Origin of the sequence: Nitrosovibrio sp. Nv6 (assembly GCF_900110495.1) — a bacterium.
GTDB lineage: Bacteria > Pseudomonadota > Gammaproteobacteria > Burkholderiales > Nitrosomonadaceae > Nitrosospira.
In genome coordinates, this window is record NZ_FODX01000001.1 from 333,791 (window position 1) to 353,123 (window position 19,333).

Genomic DNA, 19,333 nt, shown 5'->3' on the forward strand with positions numbered 1-19,333 from the left:
GGCATCCCCCGGATTCCTCATTACAACAACCTTCCAGCCCGATTCCGGCTGGTTAAGCCGATCAGCCCCGGCTAGCCTCTTAGCAACGCCAGCACGGACTGCGGAAGCGCATTGGCCTGGGCCAGCATTGCCGTTCCAGCTTGCTGCAGCACCTGGTTCCTGGAAAGAATGGCCGTTTCGGCAGCGAAATCCGTGTCCACGATACGGCTGCGGGACGCAGACAGATTCTCCGCGGTGGTTTGCAGGTTTGAGACAGCCGACGAGAAACGGTTCTGATAGGCGCCAAGGTCGGCGCGTGCCGCATTGAGCGCGCTCAGCGCCGAGTCCATCGAGGCAATGGCGGTATCGGCATTCGCGGTAGTGTCTATAGCCAACGAGGCGAAGCCGGCGGTAACGGTGGCTACTGCCGTGGTCGTGCCGGCTGTCAGACTGGTTCGTGCAGTGGTAGCTGTGTTGGCCATCGTCACGACCGTATCGCTACCCGAAGTGTTGGTCAGCGTCACGATGCCGGCGCCATCGGCCGCAGCAGTAACGTTGGTGCTGCCCGATATCGCGTTGATAGCTGCTGCGACGGCTGCGCCCTGAAGGGGAGCAGTACCAGCGGCAGTAATGGCACCCACGTCAATACCATTGATTTTCAGATCACCCGCGGCAATATCGTCCGTTGTCGCCGTGAATGCCGTAGGAGGAGCCGTACCAGCGGCTGGGCTGGCTGCGTAGGTGGTGGTGGTGCCCAGGGATGCGGTCTGTGCATTAACCAGGCTGCTGATGTTGATGGTTTCGCCGACGTTGGCGCCGACCTGGAATGCCTGATTGGTAAAGGTGCCGTCGAGCAGCTTGATGCCATTGAACGCCGTCGTCGAAGCGACCCGGTCGATTTCAGCCTTGATCTGCTGTACTTCATTGTTGAGCGCGGTACGGTCGCTTACGCTGTTGCTCGCGTTGCGCGATTGCACGGCCAGTTCACGGATACGTTGCAGGTTATTGCCAATTTCGCCCAACGCGCCTTCGGCAGTTTGCGACATCGAGATGCCGTCATTGGCGTTGCGAACAGCCTGGTTCAGGCCGCGAATCTGCGAAGTCATGCGCTCGGAAATCGCCAGTCCTGCGGCGTCGTCCTTGGCGCTGTTGATGCGCAGGCCCGAGGACAGACGTTGCAATGTGGTAGCAAGCGCATTCTGCGAATTGTTAAGGTTGCGTTGCGCATTCAACGCAATCACGTTGGTGTTGATAATTGCAGCCATGTAAATCTCCTTGACTAAGTTTTATGGGATACGCCTCACAGCGTTAACTTTGGCTCACCTCGGGTTTTTTCGAGGCTGTTCAACCGCTGTTATGCTTATTAACGGCGGCTCAGGAGATAAATTTAATTGGTTCATCGGGATTTTTTGCGCAATCAGGCTGACGTCGTTTCCATCTACTGCCACCTTCCGCAGGGTCCAACCAAATGTCATGATAAGCGGACGGCAAAGCGCGCAATCCGCCGATTAACGGGGAATCCACATGGTATATCCGGGCTTAGATTGCTGATAAGGGGCACTGGATGAGCTGCTTGCCCTAGCAGATATTTTCCGCAACCATTAATTTATCGGCGGCAACAAACGCCGGCTTTGTTGCCGGCATCCTGTTTCTTGAAGTAAACGGCTACCGCTTTAACGCCAGCGAAGAGGAAGCGGCGCAAGCTGTTTTGAAGCTGGCAGGCGATACACTTGGCGAAACGGCTATGCAGCCTTTCTGCGCGCCAATATAAAAACGAAATAATCCCTTATTCGCTGCGCTACCAGGCAAGGGCCGGGTTTACGAAACCTCGTTAGCGCGCCGGGGCGACGCGCCCATACTTAGCAACGTGAGCACGCGGGCACCAATGGCGCCTAAAGGCAACTCCTCGTGAACGCCACCAGCCGCAATTGCCTCCTTGGGCATGCCGAATACCACACACGTCGCCTCGTCCTGTGCAATGTTCCATGCCCCCGCGTGTTTCATGTCAAGCATTGCCGCCGCACCGTCCTTACCCATGCCGGTCAGCATGATACCGATTGCGTTGACGCCCGCATGTTGCGCAGCCGAGCGAAACAGCACCTCGACCGAAGGGCGGTGATGGTGCACCGGCGGCTCGTCAGAGAGCGTGACAACATAATTCGCGCCGCTCTTGCGCACCGAAAGGTGCCGTCCGCCGGGCGCAATATAGGCATGCCCTGGAATTGCCCGCTCGCCATGCTCGGCCTCTTTAACGTGGATGCGGCACAAGCTGTCGAGCCGCGCCGCAAATAATTTGGTGAATGCCGGCGGCATGTGCTGAGTGATCAGAATCGCCGGACAGTCGGATGGCATACGCATCAGCACATCCTTGATCGCTTCGGTACCGCCGGTCGAGGCGCCAATGACGATCAGCTTCTCCGTCAACGGCACGCAGCTGGCCAACTTCGGTAGCAGCGCTTTGGTTTTTTGCTTCGGCCCGATCGTTGCTGTCCGGGGCTTCTGGATACGGGCGGCCGATGCGGCGCGGATTTTGCCGGTGATTTCAAGCGCGTAATCCTGTAGCCCGGAGACAATGTCGAGCTGGGGCTTGGAGATGAAATCGACCGCGCCGAGCTCGAGCGCGCGCAATGCCACTTCGGAGCCTTGTTGGGTCAAAGTTGATATCATGATGACCGGTATTGGCCGCAGCCGCATCAGCCGCTCCAGAAAATCAAGCCCATCCATTTTTGGCATCTCAACATCGAGTGTCAGGACATCCGGTCCGAGCTTGCGGATCATCTCGCGCGCGGCAAGGGGGTCGCCGGCAGTTCCCACTACCCGCATATCCGATTGACCGCCGATAATCCTGGTCAATATTTTCCGGATCAGCGCGGAATCATCTATGATCAAAACCTTGATTGGATTCATGGGATTGGTGCCGCTCATTCGGGATTGGGGATTGGGCATTGACTTGCCGGCGGATTAGCTGAACAGCTCGATAGCCCCGCCGATGCCGGCTTTGGACAGGTGCGAGCTAAAGTCTTTTTCACGCTCGACGATCGCGCTGTCAGGAAGATCGCGTAGTTTTTTTACCAGCGCCTTGCCGGTGCTGGGAAAGTAATAAACCTTGCGCGGATAGATATCCACCAGATCGTGGGCAACGACGGGAATGCTTTCCGTTTCCAAAAAACTTAGTACGAACTCGGCGTTGCGTTCGCCGACGTTCGCTTCGGCTAATCCTGGCAGCACGTTGCCCCCACCGAAGACTTTGGCCTCGAGATTGGCGCGACGCGCACCTTTCTTGATGATCTGATTGATCAATATTTCCATCGCATAGGTTCCATAGCGCGCCGACGCGCTTGACGGATCGTTTTCGTCCATGCAGTCGCCGGGCAGCATAAAGTGGTTCATGCCCCCGATACCGTTTTGCCTGTCACGTATGCAGGCGGTCACGCACGAACCAAGCACCGTTGCCAGCAGCATGTCCTGGCTCGTCGCGTAGTATTCACCGGGCAACACCCTGACCGCTTCCGTTTTGTATTTGCGGTCGAAATACAGATGGGTGGCCAGCGGCCCGTCGCCGCCTTTAGCCATGCCGCGCCTGCGCCATTGCCGCCAGCCCGTATACCGTCTTACCGCGCAGCTTGAACAGGTCGGCGTTCTGAAGGAAACTTTCCGAGTGTCCGGCAAACAGGAGGCCATCACTCCTCAATAGCGGCACGAATTTCTCGAGTATCCGGCGCTGCGTGTCCTTGTCAAAGTAGATCATGACGTTACGGCACATGATGACATCGAACGGGCCCCGCACCGGCCATTGCGCATCAAGCAGATTCAAGTGCCGGAACGTGATCAGCTTGCGCAGCTCGGGACGCACCTTGACGCTGCCGGCGTGACTGCCATCGCCGCGCAGAAAAAAGCGCCGTACGCGTTCCGGCGTCAGCGACTCGATCCGTTCGATGTCGTAGATGCCGGCATCCGCCTTGGCCAGCACGTTGGTATCCACGTCAGTGGCGAGGATACGCACCGGCGGCGCGCTGTCGTTCAATGCCTCGATGGCGGCCATCGCGATGGTGTAGGGTTCTTCACCAGTTGATGCGGCACAGCACCAGACCGTCATCGACCCACCGCCCGCGCGTCGTCGACGAACAAGATGCTCGGCAAGTATGGGGAAATGATGCGCTTCGCGGTAGAAGGATGTAAGGTTGGTGGTCAGCGCATTGGTGAATGCCTGCCACTCGTGCGTGTCGCCCGCTTCCAGGTACCGCAGGTAATCGGCAAACGTCGTCAGGCCCTTTTCACGCAGGCGCCGGGCGAGCCGGCTATAAACCATGTCCTGCTTGCTGGCGGATAGCGAGATGCCCGCATGCTCGTAGATCAGTTTTCTAACACGCTCGAAATCGCCGTCGGTAAAGTCATATTCGCGTGCCCTGCGTTCCACAGCACCTGTCAAATTGTCCATATTCCAGCCGCATGCCCCGCTGCGTCAAAGCGCATCAAAACTCGGACCAATCCTCGTCGGTGCCGGTCTTGATCTTGCGCATCCCCACTGTCTTGCCGAGCGCTGGCCGCGCCGCGGCTTTGACAGGTGCGGAGCCTCTCACCAACCGTTCGACATTGTCGGGCCGGTTTGGCCCACGCCGCTCTATCGCGGCCGATAATTGCGTTTGCTCCAGCCGGAAGGCTCCTACGGCGCCGCTCAGAGCCTCTGCCTGCTCCTGCAGCGATTCGGCAGCGGCCGCCGCTTCCTCGACCAGCGCCGCATTCTGCTGCGTTACCTGGTCCATCTGTCCGATTGCCTGGTTCACTTGCTCGATTCCCGCGCTCTGCTCATGGCTCGCCGCCGTGATCTCGGCCATGATGTCGGTCACCCGCTTGATCGAGCCGACGATTTCCTCCATCGTCTTGCCCGCCTGGTCAACGAGCTTGGTGCCGGAATCGACTTTCTCAACAGAATTACCGATCAATGTCTTGATCTCCTTGGCTGCTTCCGCGCTCCTTTGCGCCAGGTTTCTCACTTCCGATGCCACCACCGCAAAGCCGCGGCCCTGCTCCCCGGCGCGCGCCGCCTCGACTGCGGCGTTCAGCGCCAGGATATTGGTCTGGAACGCAATGCCGTCAATGACACTGATGATGTCGACGATCTTCTTCGAGGCCTCGTTGATCGCACCCATCGTGCCCACCACCTGATCCACCACCTGGCCGCCCTTGACCGCCACCTCGGATGCGGACGCGGCGAGCTGGTTGGCTTGCTTTGCATTCTCTGCGTTTTGCTGCACCGTGCTGGTCAGCTCTTCCATGGAACTCGCTGTCTCTTCCAGGCTGGCCGCCTGTTCTTCCGTGCGCTGCGACAGGTCGGTATTTCCCTGTGCGATTTCCTTCGACGCAGTGGCGATCGACTCGGTCGCTTCGTTTATCTGGGCGATGATTTGATTGAGTTGCGCGACCGTTATGTTCGCATCGTCTTTCAGCTTCCCAAACATGCCTTTATAGTCGTTGGTAATCTTTTCTGTCAGATCTCCTTTCGCTAATGCACCCAGCACGCGAACGATTTCACTCAGGCCGGTTTCGCTGACCTGCATCAACTGGTTCAATCCATCAATCATTTGCTTGAATTCGTGCTGATACTTTGTTGCGTCGCCACGCCGCGAAAAGTCGCCGGCTACCGCCCCCTCCACCAGGATTTTGATTTCCCCATTGATCGCTTGCAAGCTGGTCTTGACCGTATCCATGGCTTCTGTAATCCTGGCTTTTTCTCCCGGAAGACGCTCCATGTCCACCGACAAATCGCCGTTGGCATAGCGGGTAATCACCTCCACCACCTGCATATTGACAGCGATATGCCCGATCACCAGATCATTGGTTGCTTTGGCCACATCTGCATAACTTCCTGAAAATTTATTGACCGGAATACGGTGGCTGATCAACCCGGCATCATGCTGCTTCCCCATTTGTTGTTGTTCGGCAAGAAAATCCTTCAGCGTTGTCACCATTTTTTGCATCGAACGGGACAATTCCGACAATTCATTTTTACTTGTGGTGTCGATTTTGGTGTCCAGGTGGCCGACTGCAACTTCTTCCATCGTTTTAACAGCATCACTAATTGAGTGCATGACGCTTTTGATCAGCAGCGTACTCAAGACAATAACCAGCAGAACACCCAGTGCGATCACGCTAATCATGACTGTGGAAATGGTGGTGGAATCGCTTTGTGCCTGTGCATATTCTTCCGCCGCAACTTGTGCCTGCAGTTCCACCAGCTTGAAGATGGTTTCGTGCACGGCATCAAACTTTGGCGTGCCGTCTTTCACCATTAGTTCTTTTGCAGCGACGAAATTTCCCTGGACGGCCTGATTCAGGGCCGCATCTCGTACTGCCTGATACGGTTTCCATTGCTTCTCAAAGCGATCAATCAAAACCTTCTCTTCGGGTGTCAGCGTCGTCACCAGGTATTTTTTCATGCTCTCGCTGATTTCAGAATCCCGCTGTACAGTCATCGCAACCCGTTTTTTCGCTTCCTCGATATCCGCGTAGCTGACAGCAATCACCGCGTTGAGGCGGGAACGCTGGGCACGATCCAGAATTGTCGCGATATCCGACAGGGGTACAGTGCGATCCACATAAACGGATTGCAGCTTGCTGTTCGATTGCTTGACTCCATAGAAACCGTAGCTACCGATTGCAATGAGTAACAACGATGACACGCAGGAGATAACAATCAGCTGCGATTTGATGGTCAGATTTTTGAACATTGGATTCTCCCCGAAAAATTTGAATGGACTCTGTTAATGAATGTCAGGGCCGTTCAGGCCGATTTCAGCACTGCACATAAGTGCCTCGATATCCATCAGGATCAGCATGCGTTTATCGACTGTCCCCAAGCCGATGATGTATTCGGTGTCGAGATTGGCGGCAAAGTCCGGCGCCGGTCTGACCTGCTCGGCGGCGAGCGTAATCACGTCGGAAACCCCGTCGACCACCATTCCCATCACACGTCCCGCTACATTCAGGATGATCACTACCGTGAACTGGTTGTATTCGACGGTGCCGAGATTGAATTTAATGCGCATGTCGACAATCGGCACGATGATGCCGCGCAGATTGACGACGCCCTTGATGAACTCGGGCACATTGGCAATGCGGGTGATGGCGTCATAGCCGCGGATTTCCTGTACCTTCAGTATCTCGATGCCGTATTCTTCGTTGCCAAGCCGAAAAGTGAGAAATTCATTGGCCGTCCGGCTTGCGTTTGGGTCGGACGTGGTGATCGGGGTTGCGGTTGGGGGTTGTGACATTTCTCATACTCCAATCGTTGGTAATTGTCTTGCGGTTAAATTGACAAGCGTTTCAGGTCCTTGCGTATTATTATTTCGCTGTGGTGCGGGTAGTGCTCGCGGCGGTACCCGCAGTGCCGTCGACGAGCTCCGCCACGTCGAGTATCAGCGCCACCCTGCCATCGCCCATGATTGTGGCTCCCGATACGCTCTGTACCCTCCGGAAGTTGCGCTCAAGACTTTTGATGACGACCTGATGCTGCCCCACCAGCGCATCGACGAACACTGCCGTCTTGCGCCCATCACTTTCGAGAATCACAACCATGCCCTCATGCACTTCGCGCGCCTCGGGCCGCAGGTTGAATACTTCGTGCAGCGCGATCAACGGCAGGTATTCGCCGCGCACCCGGACCACCTTCTCCTTGGCACTGACGGCCTTGACATCGGCAGCGATTGGCCGCAACGATTCGATGATATAAGTCAGCGGGATGATGAATACTTCCTTGCCCACCGCCACCGACATGCCATCGAGAATGGCGAGCGTTAGCGGGAGGCGGATCGAAATGCAGGTCCCTGCGCCCAGATTCGAATTGATCTCGACATTGCCGCCCATCTCGCGGATATTGCGGCGCACGACATCCATACCGACTCCGCGTCCGGAGACGTCGGTGATTTTTTCAGCCGTCGAGAAGCCAGCCTCAAAAATCAACTGAAAAACTTCCTGGTCGCTCATCGAATCGGACACGCTCGCGCCGCGCTCGCGCGCCCTCGAAAGCAGGCGCTCACGGTTGAGCCCAGCACCGTCGTCGCTGACCTCGATCATGACATTTCCGCCTCGATGGAATGCACGCAGCGTGATCGTTCCCTTTGCCGGTTTGCCCGCAGCCTGGCGTACCGCGGGCAGTTCGATACCATGGTCGAGGCTATTGCGCACGAGGTGGGTAAGCGGATCCACGATGCGTTCGATCAACCCCTTGTCGAGCTCGGTCCCCTCGCCCTCGGTTTTCAATTCCACCTGTTTGTTGAGCTTATCGGCAAGATCACGCACCACGCGCGGGAAGCGTCCAAATACGAACGATATCGGCAGCATCCGGATCGACATCGCCGATTCCTGCAAATCGCGGGTATTGCGCTCAAGCTGGGACAGCGCCTGGTAGAGCTTTGGATCCGCACAGGATGCGGCCTGCGCGAGAATCGCCTGAGTAATGACGAGTTCTCCGACCAGGTTGATGAGCTGGTCCACCTTTTGCACGCTGACGCGAATGGACGAGGCATCCGTGGCACTGGGGGTTGCGGCTTCGGGTTTGGCCACGCCCTTCAGTTCGTCAATCTTTGCGCCGCCAGGTCTCATCGCGGTAGCGCCGGGCAGGTTTGCCGGAAGGGTCGCGGGATCAACGAAAAGGCCGAAATCCTTTTTCTCCGCCAGCGGGGACAGTGAAGTCACTGCCGGTGTTACGGCTTCGTTGCTGTTGACCTTGCACTGATTGACCGGTGCGATGGTGGAAATCCCGGCAGTAACGGCTGGCGGGCTTTTTTCGGCGCTTTTTTTTGTTTTACGTCGCTTGACCGTTGCTTCCGGCACTTCGGGGTCGCTCTTCCCCCTCGCTAATGACAGTGGCGGCGCTGTCGATGCCGATGCCGCCTGGACTGCTTCGCCGCCGCTAACCTTGACCGCACTTCCGGCTACCATGACGGAAATCTCGCTGGCAGTGGCTTCCGGTTCCAGAAACAGCCGCAACCTCGCGCAAAGGGCACTGACTTCTTCCCTGGGCACTTCGTCACCATCGTCTTTGCGCACCCCCAACATCGCCCTCAGCAAGTCGCCGGAAATAAGAAAGACATCGACCAGATCTTTGGACAGAGGCATCTGCCCTTTGCGCACCCGGTCAAACACCGTTTCCATCTCATGGGTGAGCTCGGCGATGTCCTGGAAGCCGAACATCGCCGCGCCTCCCTTGATGGAGTGGGCGGCGCGAAAGATGGGATTCAGTTGCTCTTTATCGGGTGCGTTCACGTCGATGCTGAGCAGCAACGACTCCATGCCGTCGAGGTGTTCCGTCGCCTCGTCGAAGAAAACGCCGTGAAATTCAGAGAGATCGTCCACCGGCTATCCTATTACCTTCCGTACCACGTCGAGTAGCCGGCTCGGGTCGAAAGGCTTCACCAGCCATCCGGTTGCGCCGGCGGCGCGCCCCTTCGATTTCATTTCGTCGCTCGACTCGGTGGTAAGCATGAGAATGGGCACCGCATGGTAATTCGCCAGCTCGCGCAGCGAATGGATAAGCGTGAGTCCGTCCATGCGCGGCATATTCTGATCGGTGAGCACGAGGTTCACCTGGTATTTGAGCGCTTTCTCCAACCCGTCCTGACCGTCCACGGCTTCGACTACATCGTAGCCCCCCCGTTTCAGCGTAAACAGGACCATTTTCCGGATCGAAGCCGAGTCGTCCACGGCAAGTATCGTCTTTGCCATTCTTTTGCTCCTTACGCTAGTAATAAGGCAGAAATATCGCTACTTCACGGTTTATTCATTTTGGTTATATAACGATATTCCTGACTTACTACACTAAAAAAATTCCATCGCACCAACTGTCATAAAAGCCTGACCAGCCGGGTTATGGCCCCGGACGGCACAGGCATTCCGTAATACATCCTCCAGCTCCTCGACCGTGGTATCGGGTAATTGCCCAAGTTGCCCGGCCAGTCGCTCGAGAAGTTCGATGCGCCGCCCTGCATGCGCGAGAATTTGCGACGCAATATCGTAGAACTGTAGGGCCGTTATCGCCTCGTTGACGCTGCTTCCGATACCCTCGGTGAGCAAAGCCGGATCGTGCTGATACCCGGCAGTGGCGCCGAGCGCGGCAACAGGAATGGTCCCCGCGCCGTCCAGGCAATCGTCCATCCCCCGCTGCGAGAGGCGTGTTGAATACGCGCCGATTGTCTCGAAACTTGACGTCAGGCGAGCCACCGCCTCGCCCAGTATTGCCTGGAGCTGATCAAGCTCGGTACGCACCCCTTGCATCTCCGTGCCATGCGCTTCCATATACCGCAACACGAATGACCGCACCTTGGCCGTGGCCCCATTGTCGTCGTCTTTTCCCACTTAAAACTCCTATTGCACGATAGTCCGGGCAGCAGTTCCAATACTATTGTTTGTTTACGGCTAATTCCGGCGGAACTTGAAGACAGCCCGGTTCTGGGGTGCGGCCTCATCAGTCGGGGACGGCTGATATCACCCGTAACCCCTTCGTTGTCGTTGTAGCGGCTGTATTACACCTAGCACGACATTGAGGGGCGCAAACCGTACGGAACTACCCCAATGGCAAGGATAGTGGCCTGATATATCGAGCGCCAATGCGGAAACCTTTGTAATGCAATATCCGGGCTAGCGTCATTCAGTCCGAATGTCCATACAATCTGCCTATCGTCCTGGCTTGAGGGTATCCGGGATACACGATCCGGGGCGATCGCACTCAAGTTTCGCAATGGACCGCCGTTAAGGTATCCATTTGAAACGAACAGGCTTCTTACGCGGACCTTTAGCGCATCAACTTGGCAAGGCGGCATGAACGCGCAGGATGACCAACCCAAGGTCTTGAAACGAGGGAGATATCATGCAAATTATGGTTGTGGACGACAGCAAGGCGATGCGAATGATCGTGATACGAACTCTCAGGCTCGCGGGTTTTCGCGATCACACGTTCCTGGAAGCGGGCGATGGCGAGGAAGCGTTCGCGGCCATTACCGCCAATCCGCCAGACCTTGTGCTTTCCGACTGGAACATGCCGAAACTTTCGGGCATTGATCTTCTCAAGAAAATCAGGGCCGCGGGTTGCAAGGTGAAATTTGGCTTTGTCACGTCGGAATCCACGCGGGAGATGCGGATGCTATCCAACGTGGAAGGCGCGCTATTTCTGATTGCCAAGCCGTTTAACCAGGATACGTTTAGAGAGGCCCTCGATCCATTCATCGATTGACTGAACAACGCCGAGTGAATACAACTAGTGCGGCGAATGTCACCACCAAATCCAAACGAGGAATCAAAATGCCAACATCGCCGCTTCCCGTAAACTTGTCAGTACGGCTGCCTCCCGCAAGCGCCGTCGCCCGCATGCTCAGTGATTTGATCGGACGGGCTGTGGTGGCGAAGGTAGTGCCAGCCAAACCCATCGCCCCAGGCACGCATGCCGTTGGGGCGTATTTCGGGGAATGTGAAAGCCTGCGGGTAGTGGTCTGCTGCGATTTGGCGGTAGGCGGAAGCCTGGGGGCGGCACTTGTGATGGTACCGGCGGCGCGGGTGGACGAATGTGTCAAGGAAAAATGCCTCGACGGCACACTGACCGAGAACCTGTACGAGGTGTTCAATGTACTGGCGGCTGTATTTCCGCAGAACGGCGCACCCAGGGTCATTTTTCGTGGCTTGCATTGCGGCGCCGATATTCCGGGTGAGGTAAACGCTGTGCTCGCCAAGCCCCTTGGGCGGCTCGATTTGGAGATCGACGTCGCCGGATACCGTTCCGGCAGGCTCACGATCCTGGCGGCCGGCTTGTCTTGAAGAATTGAAGCATTTGCAGCTCATTACCTTTAAATCCGCGGGCTGAGAGGTGAAAAACCGATAGGCAAAACATCGCACCGAGGCCCTACTGAGAGAGACGATCCACTGGGCAAGCTTTCCTCAAAGAATCGCCGAGACGGCCGATGCTTCTTGATTAACCCATAGGCCACCCGCGCCATCTTGCCCGCCACTGCAATCAATGCCTGCGTGCCAATCGGCATTACCAACCTCGCACTGGTTCAATACGTCGGAAGAGGCCAACGTGGTTATCGAAGCCTGGAGGCGATTACAATGAGAGCGGGTCTCACATGGCTCTCAATAATTTGCCACCGGCTGAGTTGCGCTCAGGCTAAGCCGTTTTTAATAGCATAGTGGGTTAGTTCGGCGTTGTTTTTGAGCCTCATCTTTTCCAGCAACCGTGCATGGTAGACGCTGACAGTCTTCACCGACAGGCACATTTCCTCGGCCGCGTCAGTCAGGCTTTTGCCCGAGGCGATCAGGCGCAGCGTCTGGTATTCCCGGTCAGATAGAGACTCGTGAGGCGCCCGATCATGGTCGATGCCAAGATTGTCGGCCATGGCTTCGGCCAGCGTTGTCGTCAGATACTTGCGCCCCCGCGAAACCTGGTGGATCGCAGCCATCAACTCGCTCGGCGCGCTTTGCTTGGTGAGATAGCCCGATGCGCCAGCCTTCAGCGCCCGGATCGCATACAGTCCCTCTTCATGCATGCTGAGCATGAGCACGGGGATTTTTGGACACTCTTTCTTGATCTGCTTCAAAACCTCGATGCCATTTCTGTCGGGCAGCGAAATGTCCAGCACCACCACATTCCACTCGCCATCGCGTAATTGCCGCATCGCCTCCGCACCGCATCCGGCTTCTCCGATAAGCATGACCTTACCACTTTCCAGCAGAATTTGCCGCAAACCCTGCCGGACAATGGCGTGGTCATCGACAATCAGTACGTTCATGACCGCTATGCCTTTGGTTGTGCAGCCTTCGATCGAGCAGCGCTCGATCCTGCCGTAGTCGAGTTGTCCTCCCCCGCCGCGAGTGGGATCGATAAATGCACCGTCGTACCTTTTCTTCCCTGTCCTCGCTGACCGCTGACAGTCAATTTTCCTTCGAGAAGGCCTGCCCGTTCGACCATGCCGCGGATGCCGAAAGAATTGAATTTCGAGTAATCGGCTGGGGTAATGCCATTGCCGTCATCCCGCACCTCCAGCACCAGATACCTCGTATTCTGCTCCTGTATCGCGTTCAATCGCACCCAGACATGCGATGCCTGCGCATGCTTGATAATATTGGTGAGCGCCTCCTGGAAGATCCGGAATACGGCAACTGCCGCATCAGGCTTCAGTTCAATATCCTGCTGGGCGCACGAGATTTCGCAAGGGATGCCGAGGCGTTTGGCAAATTCCCCTGCTTCCCATTCGATCGCCGCAGCAATGCCGAAATCCATGATGCCTGGCCGCAGATCGCGGGAAATGCGCTGAATCGAATGCATCGTGCGGTCCACCATCTGAGAGACAGTACGAATTTTAGCCGGCAGCTCGGGATTACCGCCGTCGCTGCCAATATGCCGGCCCAGCCAGTCCAGATCGATCTTGATAGCCGTCAAGTTGCCCCCCAGATCATCATGAATCTCCTGAGCAATGCGAATGCGCTCGTGCTCTACCGCCGCCATGACATGAGCTGATACTTCCTTCAACCGTTTATGCGATTCCTTGAGCTCGGTCTCCCTGCGTTTGCTTTGCGTGACATTGATGATAATCCCTTCCCAGATCACACCCACACCCCGCTCCCGGCGCGGGCTGGCCCGCAGGCTGATCCACTTCACGTCGCCATATGATTCGATCCAAAGGCGCCCTTCCCAATTCCATACCGTCAAACTGGCGGCTGAGTGGGCCTTGGAACGGCGCAGACTCTCCCGGTCCTCCGGCAGCACAAGATCCAGTAGCAGCGAAGGGTCAGCTTTAAGTTTATCCACCTTGATGCCTAGTACATTAAGGCACTGGTCGCTTACAAATGGTATGGAATGGCCGCCATTCTCGCACTCGATATATTGAAACACCATGCCGGGGGAATTCGCGACAATGGTCAACGGGTGGGCTTCCGCCAGGGCGTATAACTCGGATTGTTCCTCTTTTTGCTTCATCGGTAGGCTATGTACTCAATGATATCCGACAAGAGATGGGTAACCGCGGGCGGAACACAATCATGAACAGGTTTGCTCATGCATTGCCTGGATGGGGATGGATGGGGCAAAAGTTAAAGCACAACCATCGAAACCGATAGCTTACAGCCTGTACCAATTCTAAAACAACTCAAAATCGCCTCAGTGCGGCTAACATCCTAAACCATCACGGTGCGTCATTCAGTTTTTCCAGAGCATTGCTAATCACGGCGGAATCGGCGGGCCGAACCAGACGAGCGATTACCTTGCCGTGATTCAGGAAGATCAGCGTCGGCCAGAGTGTTACTCTAAAGGAACGCCCGAGAGGGCGGCCCTTGCCATCCTCGATCTTGATATGACGTACAGCCGGGTATTCAGACAAGGCCGAGGCAATCAGCGGCTGGGCGGCCCGGCAGTGTCCACACCACGGAGCGCCGAATTCTACGACAGTGGGTCCTTCAAGTGAATCGATTTCGGCGCGCGATGGTTCCATAGCTGCATAAGCATTGTTCGTACCCATATTATAATCTGCTTCGGCCGCAAGGTCGCCTGCCACGCTGAATGATATGCTGCGGTTGGCCAATGCCGTAGCAGAGGAACCGGGACTACAGGAGCTCATGTCGCAGAAATCATGGCTGAGCTCGGCCTGCGGACCACGCTCCAATCGCACTGGGTTCTTTCCCGATTTAATCGTGAACAATCCTGCGAGAATTACCCCTCGTGCACGAAAGGCAACAAGCTGTTGCTCCATTCAAATGCTTCCAGTTGCAGCGGATAAAGATCTTCAACCGGCAGTTCCAGTTTAAGAAGTAGTGGCGCTAACGCTCGGCTGGCTTCACCAGATTTTTCGACATATTCTGAAAGCTTGAGTAAATCGCCGTAGAACCCGCGCCGATACAATAGCGCTTCGCTGACATCCTTGCCCAGAACGATTTGCCCGAGAATCTTTTCCATGGTCTGTCCAAATAAGGTGTCCAGCAAGGATAAGATGCCAACTGTAAACGCGGTATCAGCAATACTTTTATTCGCGGGCTTGAGTTTTCTGGCAATGAGCTCAAGAAGTTTGCCACGCGTCGTGGCCAGCAGGAGAAGTGGCGATGCGCAATGAGTGTTTACATGCGGTGCGATGTAGAGTTGGATTTGCAGCCATCGCTGCAACTGATTGCGGCCGAGCACCACCAACGCCTCACTTAATGAGTCAATACTCTTCGTTACACCCATCCCTGTCGTATTGACCAGTCTCAGTAAGGATAAACAGAGCGATACTTCCTTTTTGATGCTGTGCTCAATTTCCGCGTTATCGGCATCCCTGGCTACCAGCGTCATCAATTGCATGATTCCCAACTGTGAGGCAGTGAGTTTTTTGCCCGACAGAATAGCAGGCTTGGCAAAATAATAACCCTGGTAGTAGTCGAACCCGAGATCGAGGCAATTCTGGAACTGTTCGATCGTCTCCACTTTTTCTGCGAGAAGTAATTTATGGGCCTGCTTGAATTGGGCGGCCAGAATTGCCAGATCCGCCCGAGTCATGACAGATATATCGATTTTAACGATCTCTATGAGCGGCAGTAACGGCTTTATGTATTCCGAAAGCGTAATTACATCGTCCAGTGCAAACCTGTATCCCTCATGCACCATCCCGGAAACGCGCTGGACAAGCTCCGGACTTATCTTGTCAGTTTGATGAAGTTCAAATACAACTTTTTTACATGGCAAAAAATCAACCAGATCATCCATCAACATGGCGGAACTCACGTTGAAGAAGCCGAGGGCTCCGCCAATTACATTTTCAAGCCCAAGTTCCGACGTGTGTGCAATGATGGCGGTGGCTGCACGTGAATCATCAACTGTTATTGCCGGGCCGGCGTCTGCGCGGCGGAACAATAATTCATACGCGACCAGATTCTGGTTTCGATCCAGAATCGGCTGTCGCGCAAGGAAAAATTCCTTCACTTGGGGAGCAAAAGAAACAGGCTGAGCTGTATCAAGGATCATTCGTCGACCTCAATTCATCCGTTTCAAAAAACCCCGAGCTTCGATTGGAGCTTTATTCGCGAAGAAAAATTGGAAAAGGTGGAATTAAACATGTATTGGCGGAATCATCCGGAGGGCAAGAGGGCATAAGGGCAAACCCTTGGAGAAACCGGTTATCGTCACCGTATATAATCAAACAGTGACAACCCCTGTACCTTCAGAAATGCCATCTGCGTCGCTTCGAGATAAGCCTGCTGCTGGGTGAGATCACTGATCACCTTTGCATAATCGACATCCCGCAGTTCTGATAGCTGCTGCTTGTACTGAATATTCAACTCGTCGCCGCCCTCATTGAGCGTATCCACTTCCTTCATGCGCGTGCCCACCGACGCGTGGACCCGCAGCACGTTGTCGAGCGCATTGGACAAATTTCCCTGTGCGGTGGTCAGCCCGCTGGAGAATGCGGCCTTGCTGGCGGCATCGGTCACGGGCGTTTCGAGTATGCCAATCAGGTCGGAGAGCGTTTTGAACATGCTCTGATACCCTCCTCCCGAATCCGGGATTCGCTCGAACACCTCTCGTCCCGACTCGTTCACTGCTAGCTGGCGCGATGCGCTGGCCTGGACCATGCGCAAGCCTTCATCGCCAAAATACTGGATACCACTGCCTGTATCGTCAAATGGCTTGATTGCGCCCTGGAAACCGGAAAAAAGATATTGCCCGTTCCCATCGGTACGGTTGGCAAGGCCCAGCAGTTCGTCCAGATTGCCGCGTAATTCGGTTGCAATGGCGCTGCGCCCGCTATCGGTCAATGTCCCGTTCCCCGCGTACACAGCAAGTTCCCGCGCGTTCTGAAGCAAGTTCGTGACGCCGCCAAGCGTCGCTTCAAGCATCCCGAAACTGGCCATGGCATGCTGGCGGTTCATCGCATATTGCGTATTGCCTGCATCGGCCTGTGAGACTTCCAGCACCCGGACATAGGTTGCGGGATTATCAGACGGTGTAAGAATACGTCGGCCGCTGCTTATCTGCTCCAGGTTTTTCACCTGCGTGACCTGCTGGCGGTTGAGGGCGGCAACGCCGAGTTCATAGCTGGTATTACTGCTGACGCGCATCGTGATTCTCCTGTCGTGACTCTCCGCGATTGTGCTTACCGTTGCTTCCTTATGCGCCATTGGGCATCAACGCATGATAGCGGTATAAACAACGCAATGAATAAAAATTGGCTGTGGAATGAATGAGACATCCGGCTCTTTACCTTGCTATATCAAGCAGTGTGTCGAACATCTGAGTGGCTATCTGTATCACCTTGCTGGCTGCCTGATATGCCTGCTGGTAGCGCAGGAGATTGGCAGCTTCCTCGTCCAGATTCACACCTGACTCGGATTGCTGCAAAGCCTGTGCCTGGCTCAGCAGTGCCGTCTGGGCGGCGCTGGTTACTTCCAGTTCGCGGGTCTTGTATCCCATCAGGCTGACTACCTGGCCATAGGCGCTCTGGTAGCTCGCCGTGCCGCCTGCCAGGGTGTTGCTGCTCTGCAGCGCTCCCAGCAGCAAAGCGTTGCGGTTATCCATCGCTCCATTGGTGTTGGGACCGACGCTGAATGTATCCCCCGGCTGGGGCGAGCCGGTTATCTGCACCGTCCAACCGTTGTAGCTGATCGGGCTGCCGGGAGTGAACGCAATGCCGACGGGATTGCCGGTCCCATTGCCACTCACATCAAAAGTCGTAGTGCTGGTGAAAGTAAAAGTGACCGGTTCTCTTAAATCCGGATCGGGGGGTGGCGGCGCATCGACGGTACCGGCGCTGATGCGCCCGGTGCCTGTGTTGGCGGTTGGCGCATCGGTTCGAATGGGTGCACCGGCCGCGATCAGATTGGTGTCCTGTATGGCTACCTCTATCTGGCCGGCTCCGTTGGCCGTTGGGCGAATAAGAAATTCGTCTCCGGCAGCAATGGCGCCGGAAGCAAAACTCAGGCGCACACCATCCACGGTTTGCGGAAATGCCGCGAACGTCTGTGTGATACTATCATTGAGCCGTGTGAGCGTGTAGTTGGCGCCATCGTAACGCAAGCGGTAATCGCTGGTGTTAAGTGCCCCGGGATTGGAAATTTCAGCGGCGATGACTGCGTCGCCCGAGTTTCGGGTGGAAGCCGTTACCGATGGATTCGGCACTATAAAAAAATCGCCGCCCAGATTGCCCTGTATATCCTGTCCCAGCCGGTGCTGGTCATTGAAGGTAGCCGCCAAACCGATCGCAACGCGCCCCAGACCATTGCGCGCGGCGTCGAGTTCTCCATTGTGAAATTGCAGCAGCCCGCCAAGCTTGCCGCCATCCAGGCTTGATTCCCTGACCGGCACGCTATTGCCGCCCGAAACATAGGCGACTTCGGCGCGGCGCGGATCAACCGGAGAAGCCAGTGTCGAGAGCTGGAAAGACGTTGAACCCACGACCAGGGACTGGCCCGTACCGATAAATATGCTGTAACCGCCATCGCTCTGTTCGACGACCTTGGCGCGGACCTGATCATTGAGCTGCGTGACCAGTTCATCGCGCTGGTCACGCAAATCGTTCGCCGGTTGACCGCCGGCGTTGTTCTCGGCCTGGCTGATGGTTGCATTCAGTTCGCTGATCCTTGCCGCCAGCGTGTTGATAAGCGAAACACTATTCTCGATCTGCGCGTTCACTCCATCCCGGATCTCATCAAGGCTGTCGTTCAGAGACTGGAAGCGCCGTACCAGCACCTCGGCATTGGACAACATCGACTGGCGGGAAGCTACGCCGGAAGGGCTGGTAGCTACATCCTGCACGCTTCCAAAAAATTCCTGTAGCGCAGGCGCCAGGCCGAGCCGCCCGCTCGGATCAGCCAGCAGGCTATCGATCTGCTTCATCTGCGCAAAGTACGTGTCGAGCTGGGAGGATTCGGTTCTTGCCTGCGTGACCTGATTGCCCAGGAACTCGCTGTATACACGTCTGATCGTATCGACCTGCACTCCCTTGCCAATGAATCCGCTGCCAGTGGCTTGTGCTGCGCTGGCCGACTGAACGATCTGCTGGCGGGTGTAACCAGGCGTGGCCGCGTTGCTGACGTTGTGTCCGGCAACCAGCAACCCTTGCTGAGCGGCATTGAGCGCGCTAAGGCCGATGCCAAAAATGCCGTTACCCATGTTGTATCCTGTTTATCCGACGAGAAAATAATATCACCTTCGTCATTCCGGGCTTAACCCGGAATCCAGTCCAAACCAACAGTGAATGGCGTGCTTTACACGCCACTTGGATACCGGCTTCCGCCGGTATGACGTTTCTACTGTTTGTGCGCCGGATCAAATAACCTTCTATCCGGACCTATAGCCATATCCATACATGATGTTAACGGTCCCGACCCAGAAATATTTAATCCG

General features: G+C 55.9%; 17 protein-coding genes. 2 read left to right on the forward strand and 15 right to left on the reverse strand.

What is annotated here, in order from left to right; genetic code table 11:
- Positions 1-71: 71 nt before the first annotated feature.
- The 9 genes from BMX66_RS01650 to BMX66_RS01690 form a co-directional block, all read right to left on the reverse strand.
- On the reverse strand, positions 72-1,244 hold the full coding sequence (locus BMX66_RS01650) for a flagellin N-terminal helical domain-containing protein (protein WP_090877748.1): 1,173 nt from the start codon (positions 1,242-1,244) through the stop codon (positions 72-74).
- 553 nt (positions 1,245-1,797) lie between these two features.
- Positions 1,798-2,886, reverse strand: coding sequence for a protein-glutamate methylesterase/protein-glutamine glutaminase (locus BMX66_RS01655; RefSeq protein ID WP_090879684.1), 1,089 nt, complete (start codon positions 2,884-2,886; stop codon positions 1,798-1,800).
- Positions 2,887-2,940: 54 nt separating this feature from the next.
- The gene (gene cheD, locus BMX66_RS01660) at positions 2,941-3,552 is read right to left on the reverse strand and encodes a chemoreceptor glutamine deamidase CheD (RefSeq protein ID WP_090877751.1); all 612 of its coding nucleotides are present in this window, start codon (positions 3,550-3,552) and stop codon (positions 2,941-2,943) included.
- Complete coding sequence (locus BMX66_RS01665) at positions 3,545-4,417, reverse strand: CheR family methyltransferase (RefSeq protein WP_090877753.1); 873 nt, start codon at positions 4,415-4,417, stop codon at positions 3,545-3,547. Before BMX66_RS01665 ends, cheD begins: the two co-directional genes overlap by 8 nt.
- Positions 4,418-4,451: 34 nt before the next feature.
- Positions 4,452-6,707 (reverse strand): methyl-accepting chemotaxis protein, encoded by a 2,256-nt coding sequence (locus BMX66_RS01670; RefSeq protein ID WP_090877755.1) that lies wholly within the window; start codon positions 6,705-6,707, stop codon positions 4,452-4,454.
- Between the two features lie 33 nt (positions 6,708-6,740).
- Positions 6,741-7,250, reverse strand: a complete 510-nt coding sequence (locus BMX66_RS01675; protein WP_090877757.1) for a chemotaxis protein CheW — start codon at positions 7,248-7,250, stop codon at positions 6,741-6,743.
- Between the two features lie 70 nt (positions 7,251-7,320).
- On the reverse strand, positions 7,321-9,333 hold the full coding sequence (locus BMX66_RS01680; protein ID WP_255398754.1) for a chemotaxis protein CheW: 2,013 nt from the start codon (positions 9,331-9,333) through the stop codon (positions 7,321-7,323).
- Between the two features lie 3 nt (positions 9,334-9,336).
- Entirely contained in the window at positions 9,337-9,702 is a 366-nt protein-coding gene (locus BMX66_RS01685; protein WP_090877759.1) for a response regulator, read from the reverse strand.
- A 93-nt stretch (positions 9,703-9,795) separates the two neighbouring features.
- Positions 9,796-10,332 (reverse strand): hypothetical protein, encoded by a 537-nt coding sequence (locus tag BMX66_RS01690; RefSeq protein ID WP_090877760.1) that lies wholly within the window; start codon positions 10,330-10,332, stop codon positions 9,796-9,798.
- Positions 10,333-10,843: 511 nt separating this feature from the next.
- On the opposite strand from BMX66_RS01690, the gene BMX66_RS01695 reads away from it, so the two are divergent.
- The gene (locus BMX66_RS01695) at positions 10,844-11,206 is read left to right on the forward strand and encodes a response regulator (RefSeq protein ID WP_090877762.1); all 363 of its coding nucleotides are present in this window, start codon (positions 10,844-10,846) and stop codon (positions 11,204-11,206) included.
- A 68-nt stretch (positions 11,207-11,274) separates the two neighbouring features.
- A complete protein-coding gene (locus tag BMX66_RS01700) occupies positions 11,275-11,784 on the forward strand; it encodes a hypothetical protein (RefSeq protein WP_090877764.1) in 510 nt (169 codons plus the stop codon).
- A gap of 344 nt (positions 11,785-12,128) precedes the next feature.
- Here BMX66_RS01700 and BMX66_RS01705 read toward each other — a convergent pair whose 3' ends face one another.
- From BMX66_RS01705 to flgK, 6 genes are all read right to left on the reverse strand, one after another.
- Positions 12,129-12,755 carry a response regulator gene (locus BMX66_RS01705; RefSeq protein WP_177168715.1) on the reverse strand — a complete coding sequence of 209 codons (627 nt, stop codon included), beginning with the start codon at positions 12,753-12,755 and terminating at the stop codon, positions 12,129-12,131.
- 5 nt (positions 12,756-12,760) lie between these two features.
- A complete protein-coding gene (locus tag BMX66_RS01710) occupies positions 12,761-13,942 on the reverse strand; it encodes a sensor histidine kinase (RefSeq protein WP_090877769.1) in 1,182 nt (393 codons plus the stop codon).
- 205 nt (positions 13,943-14,147) lie between these two features.
- The gene (locus BMX66_RS16090; RefSeq protein ID WP_369826949.1) at positions 14,148-14,711 is read right to left on the reverse strand and encodes a thioredoxin family protein; all 564 of its coding nucleotides are present in this window, start codon (positions 14,709-14,711) and stop codon (positions 14,148-14,150) included.
- The gene (locus tag BMX66_RS01720) at positions 14,672-15,955 is read right to left on the reverse strand and encodes an EAL and HDOD domain-containing protein (protein ID WP_090877771.1); all 1,284 of its coding nucleotides are present in this window, start codon (positions 15,953-15,955) and stop codon (positions 14,672-14,674) included. Before BMX66_RS01720 ends, BMX66_RS16090 begins: the two co-directional genes overlap by 40 nt.
- A gap of 158 nt (positions 15,956-16,113) precedes the next feature.
- On the reverse strand, positions 16,114-17,109 hold the full coding sequence (gene flgL, locus BMX66_RS01725) for a flagellar hook-associated protein FlgL (RefSeq protein WP_255398755.1): 996 nt from the start codon (positions 17,107-17,109) through the stop codon (positions 16,114-16,116).
- Positions 17,110-17,188: 79 nt separating this feature from the next.
- Positions 17,189-19,099, reverse strand: a complete 1,911-nt coding sequence (gene flgK / locus BMX66_RS01730; RefSeq protein WP_090877775.1) for a flagellar hook-associated protein FlgK — start codon at positions 19,097-19,099, stop codon at positions 17,189-17,191.
- Between the last annotated feature and the right edge of the window lie 234 nt (positions 19,100-19,333).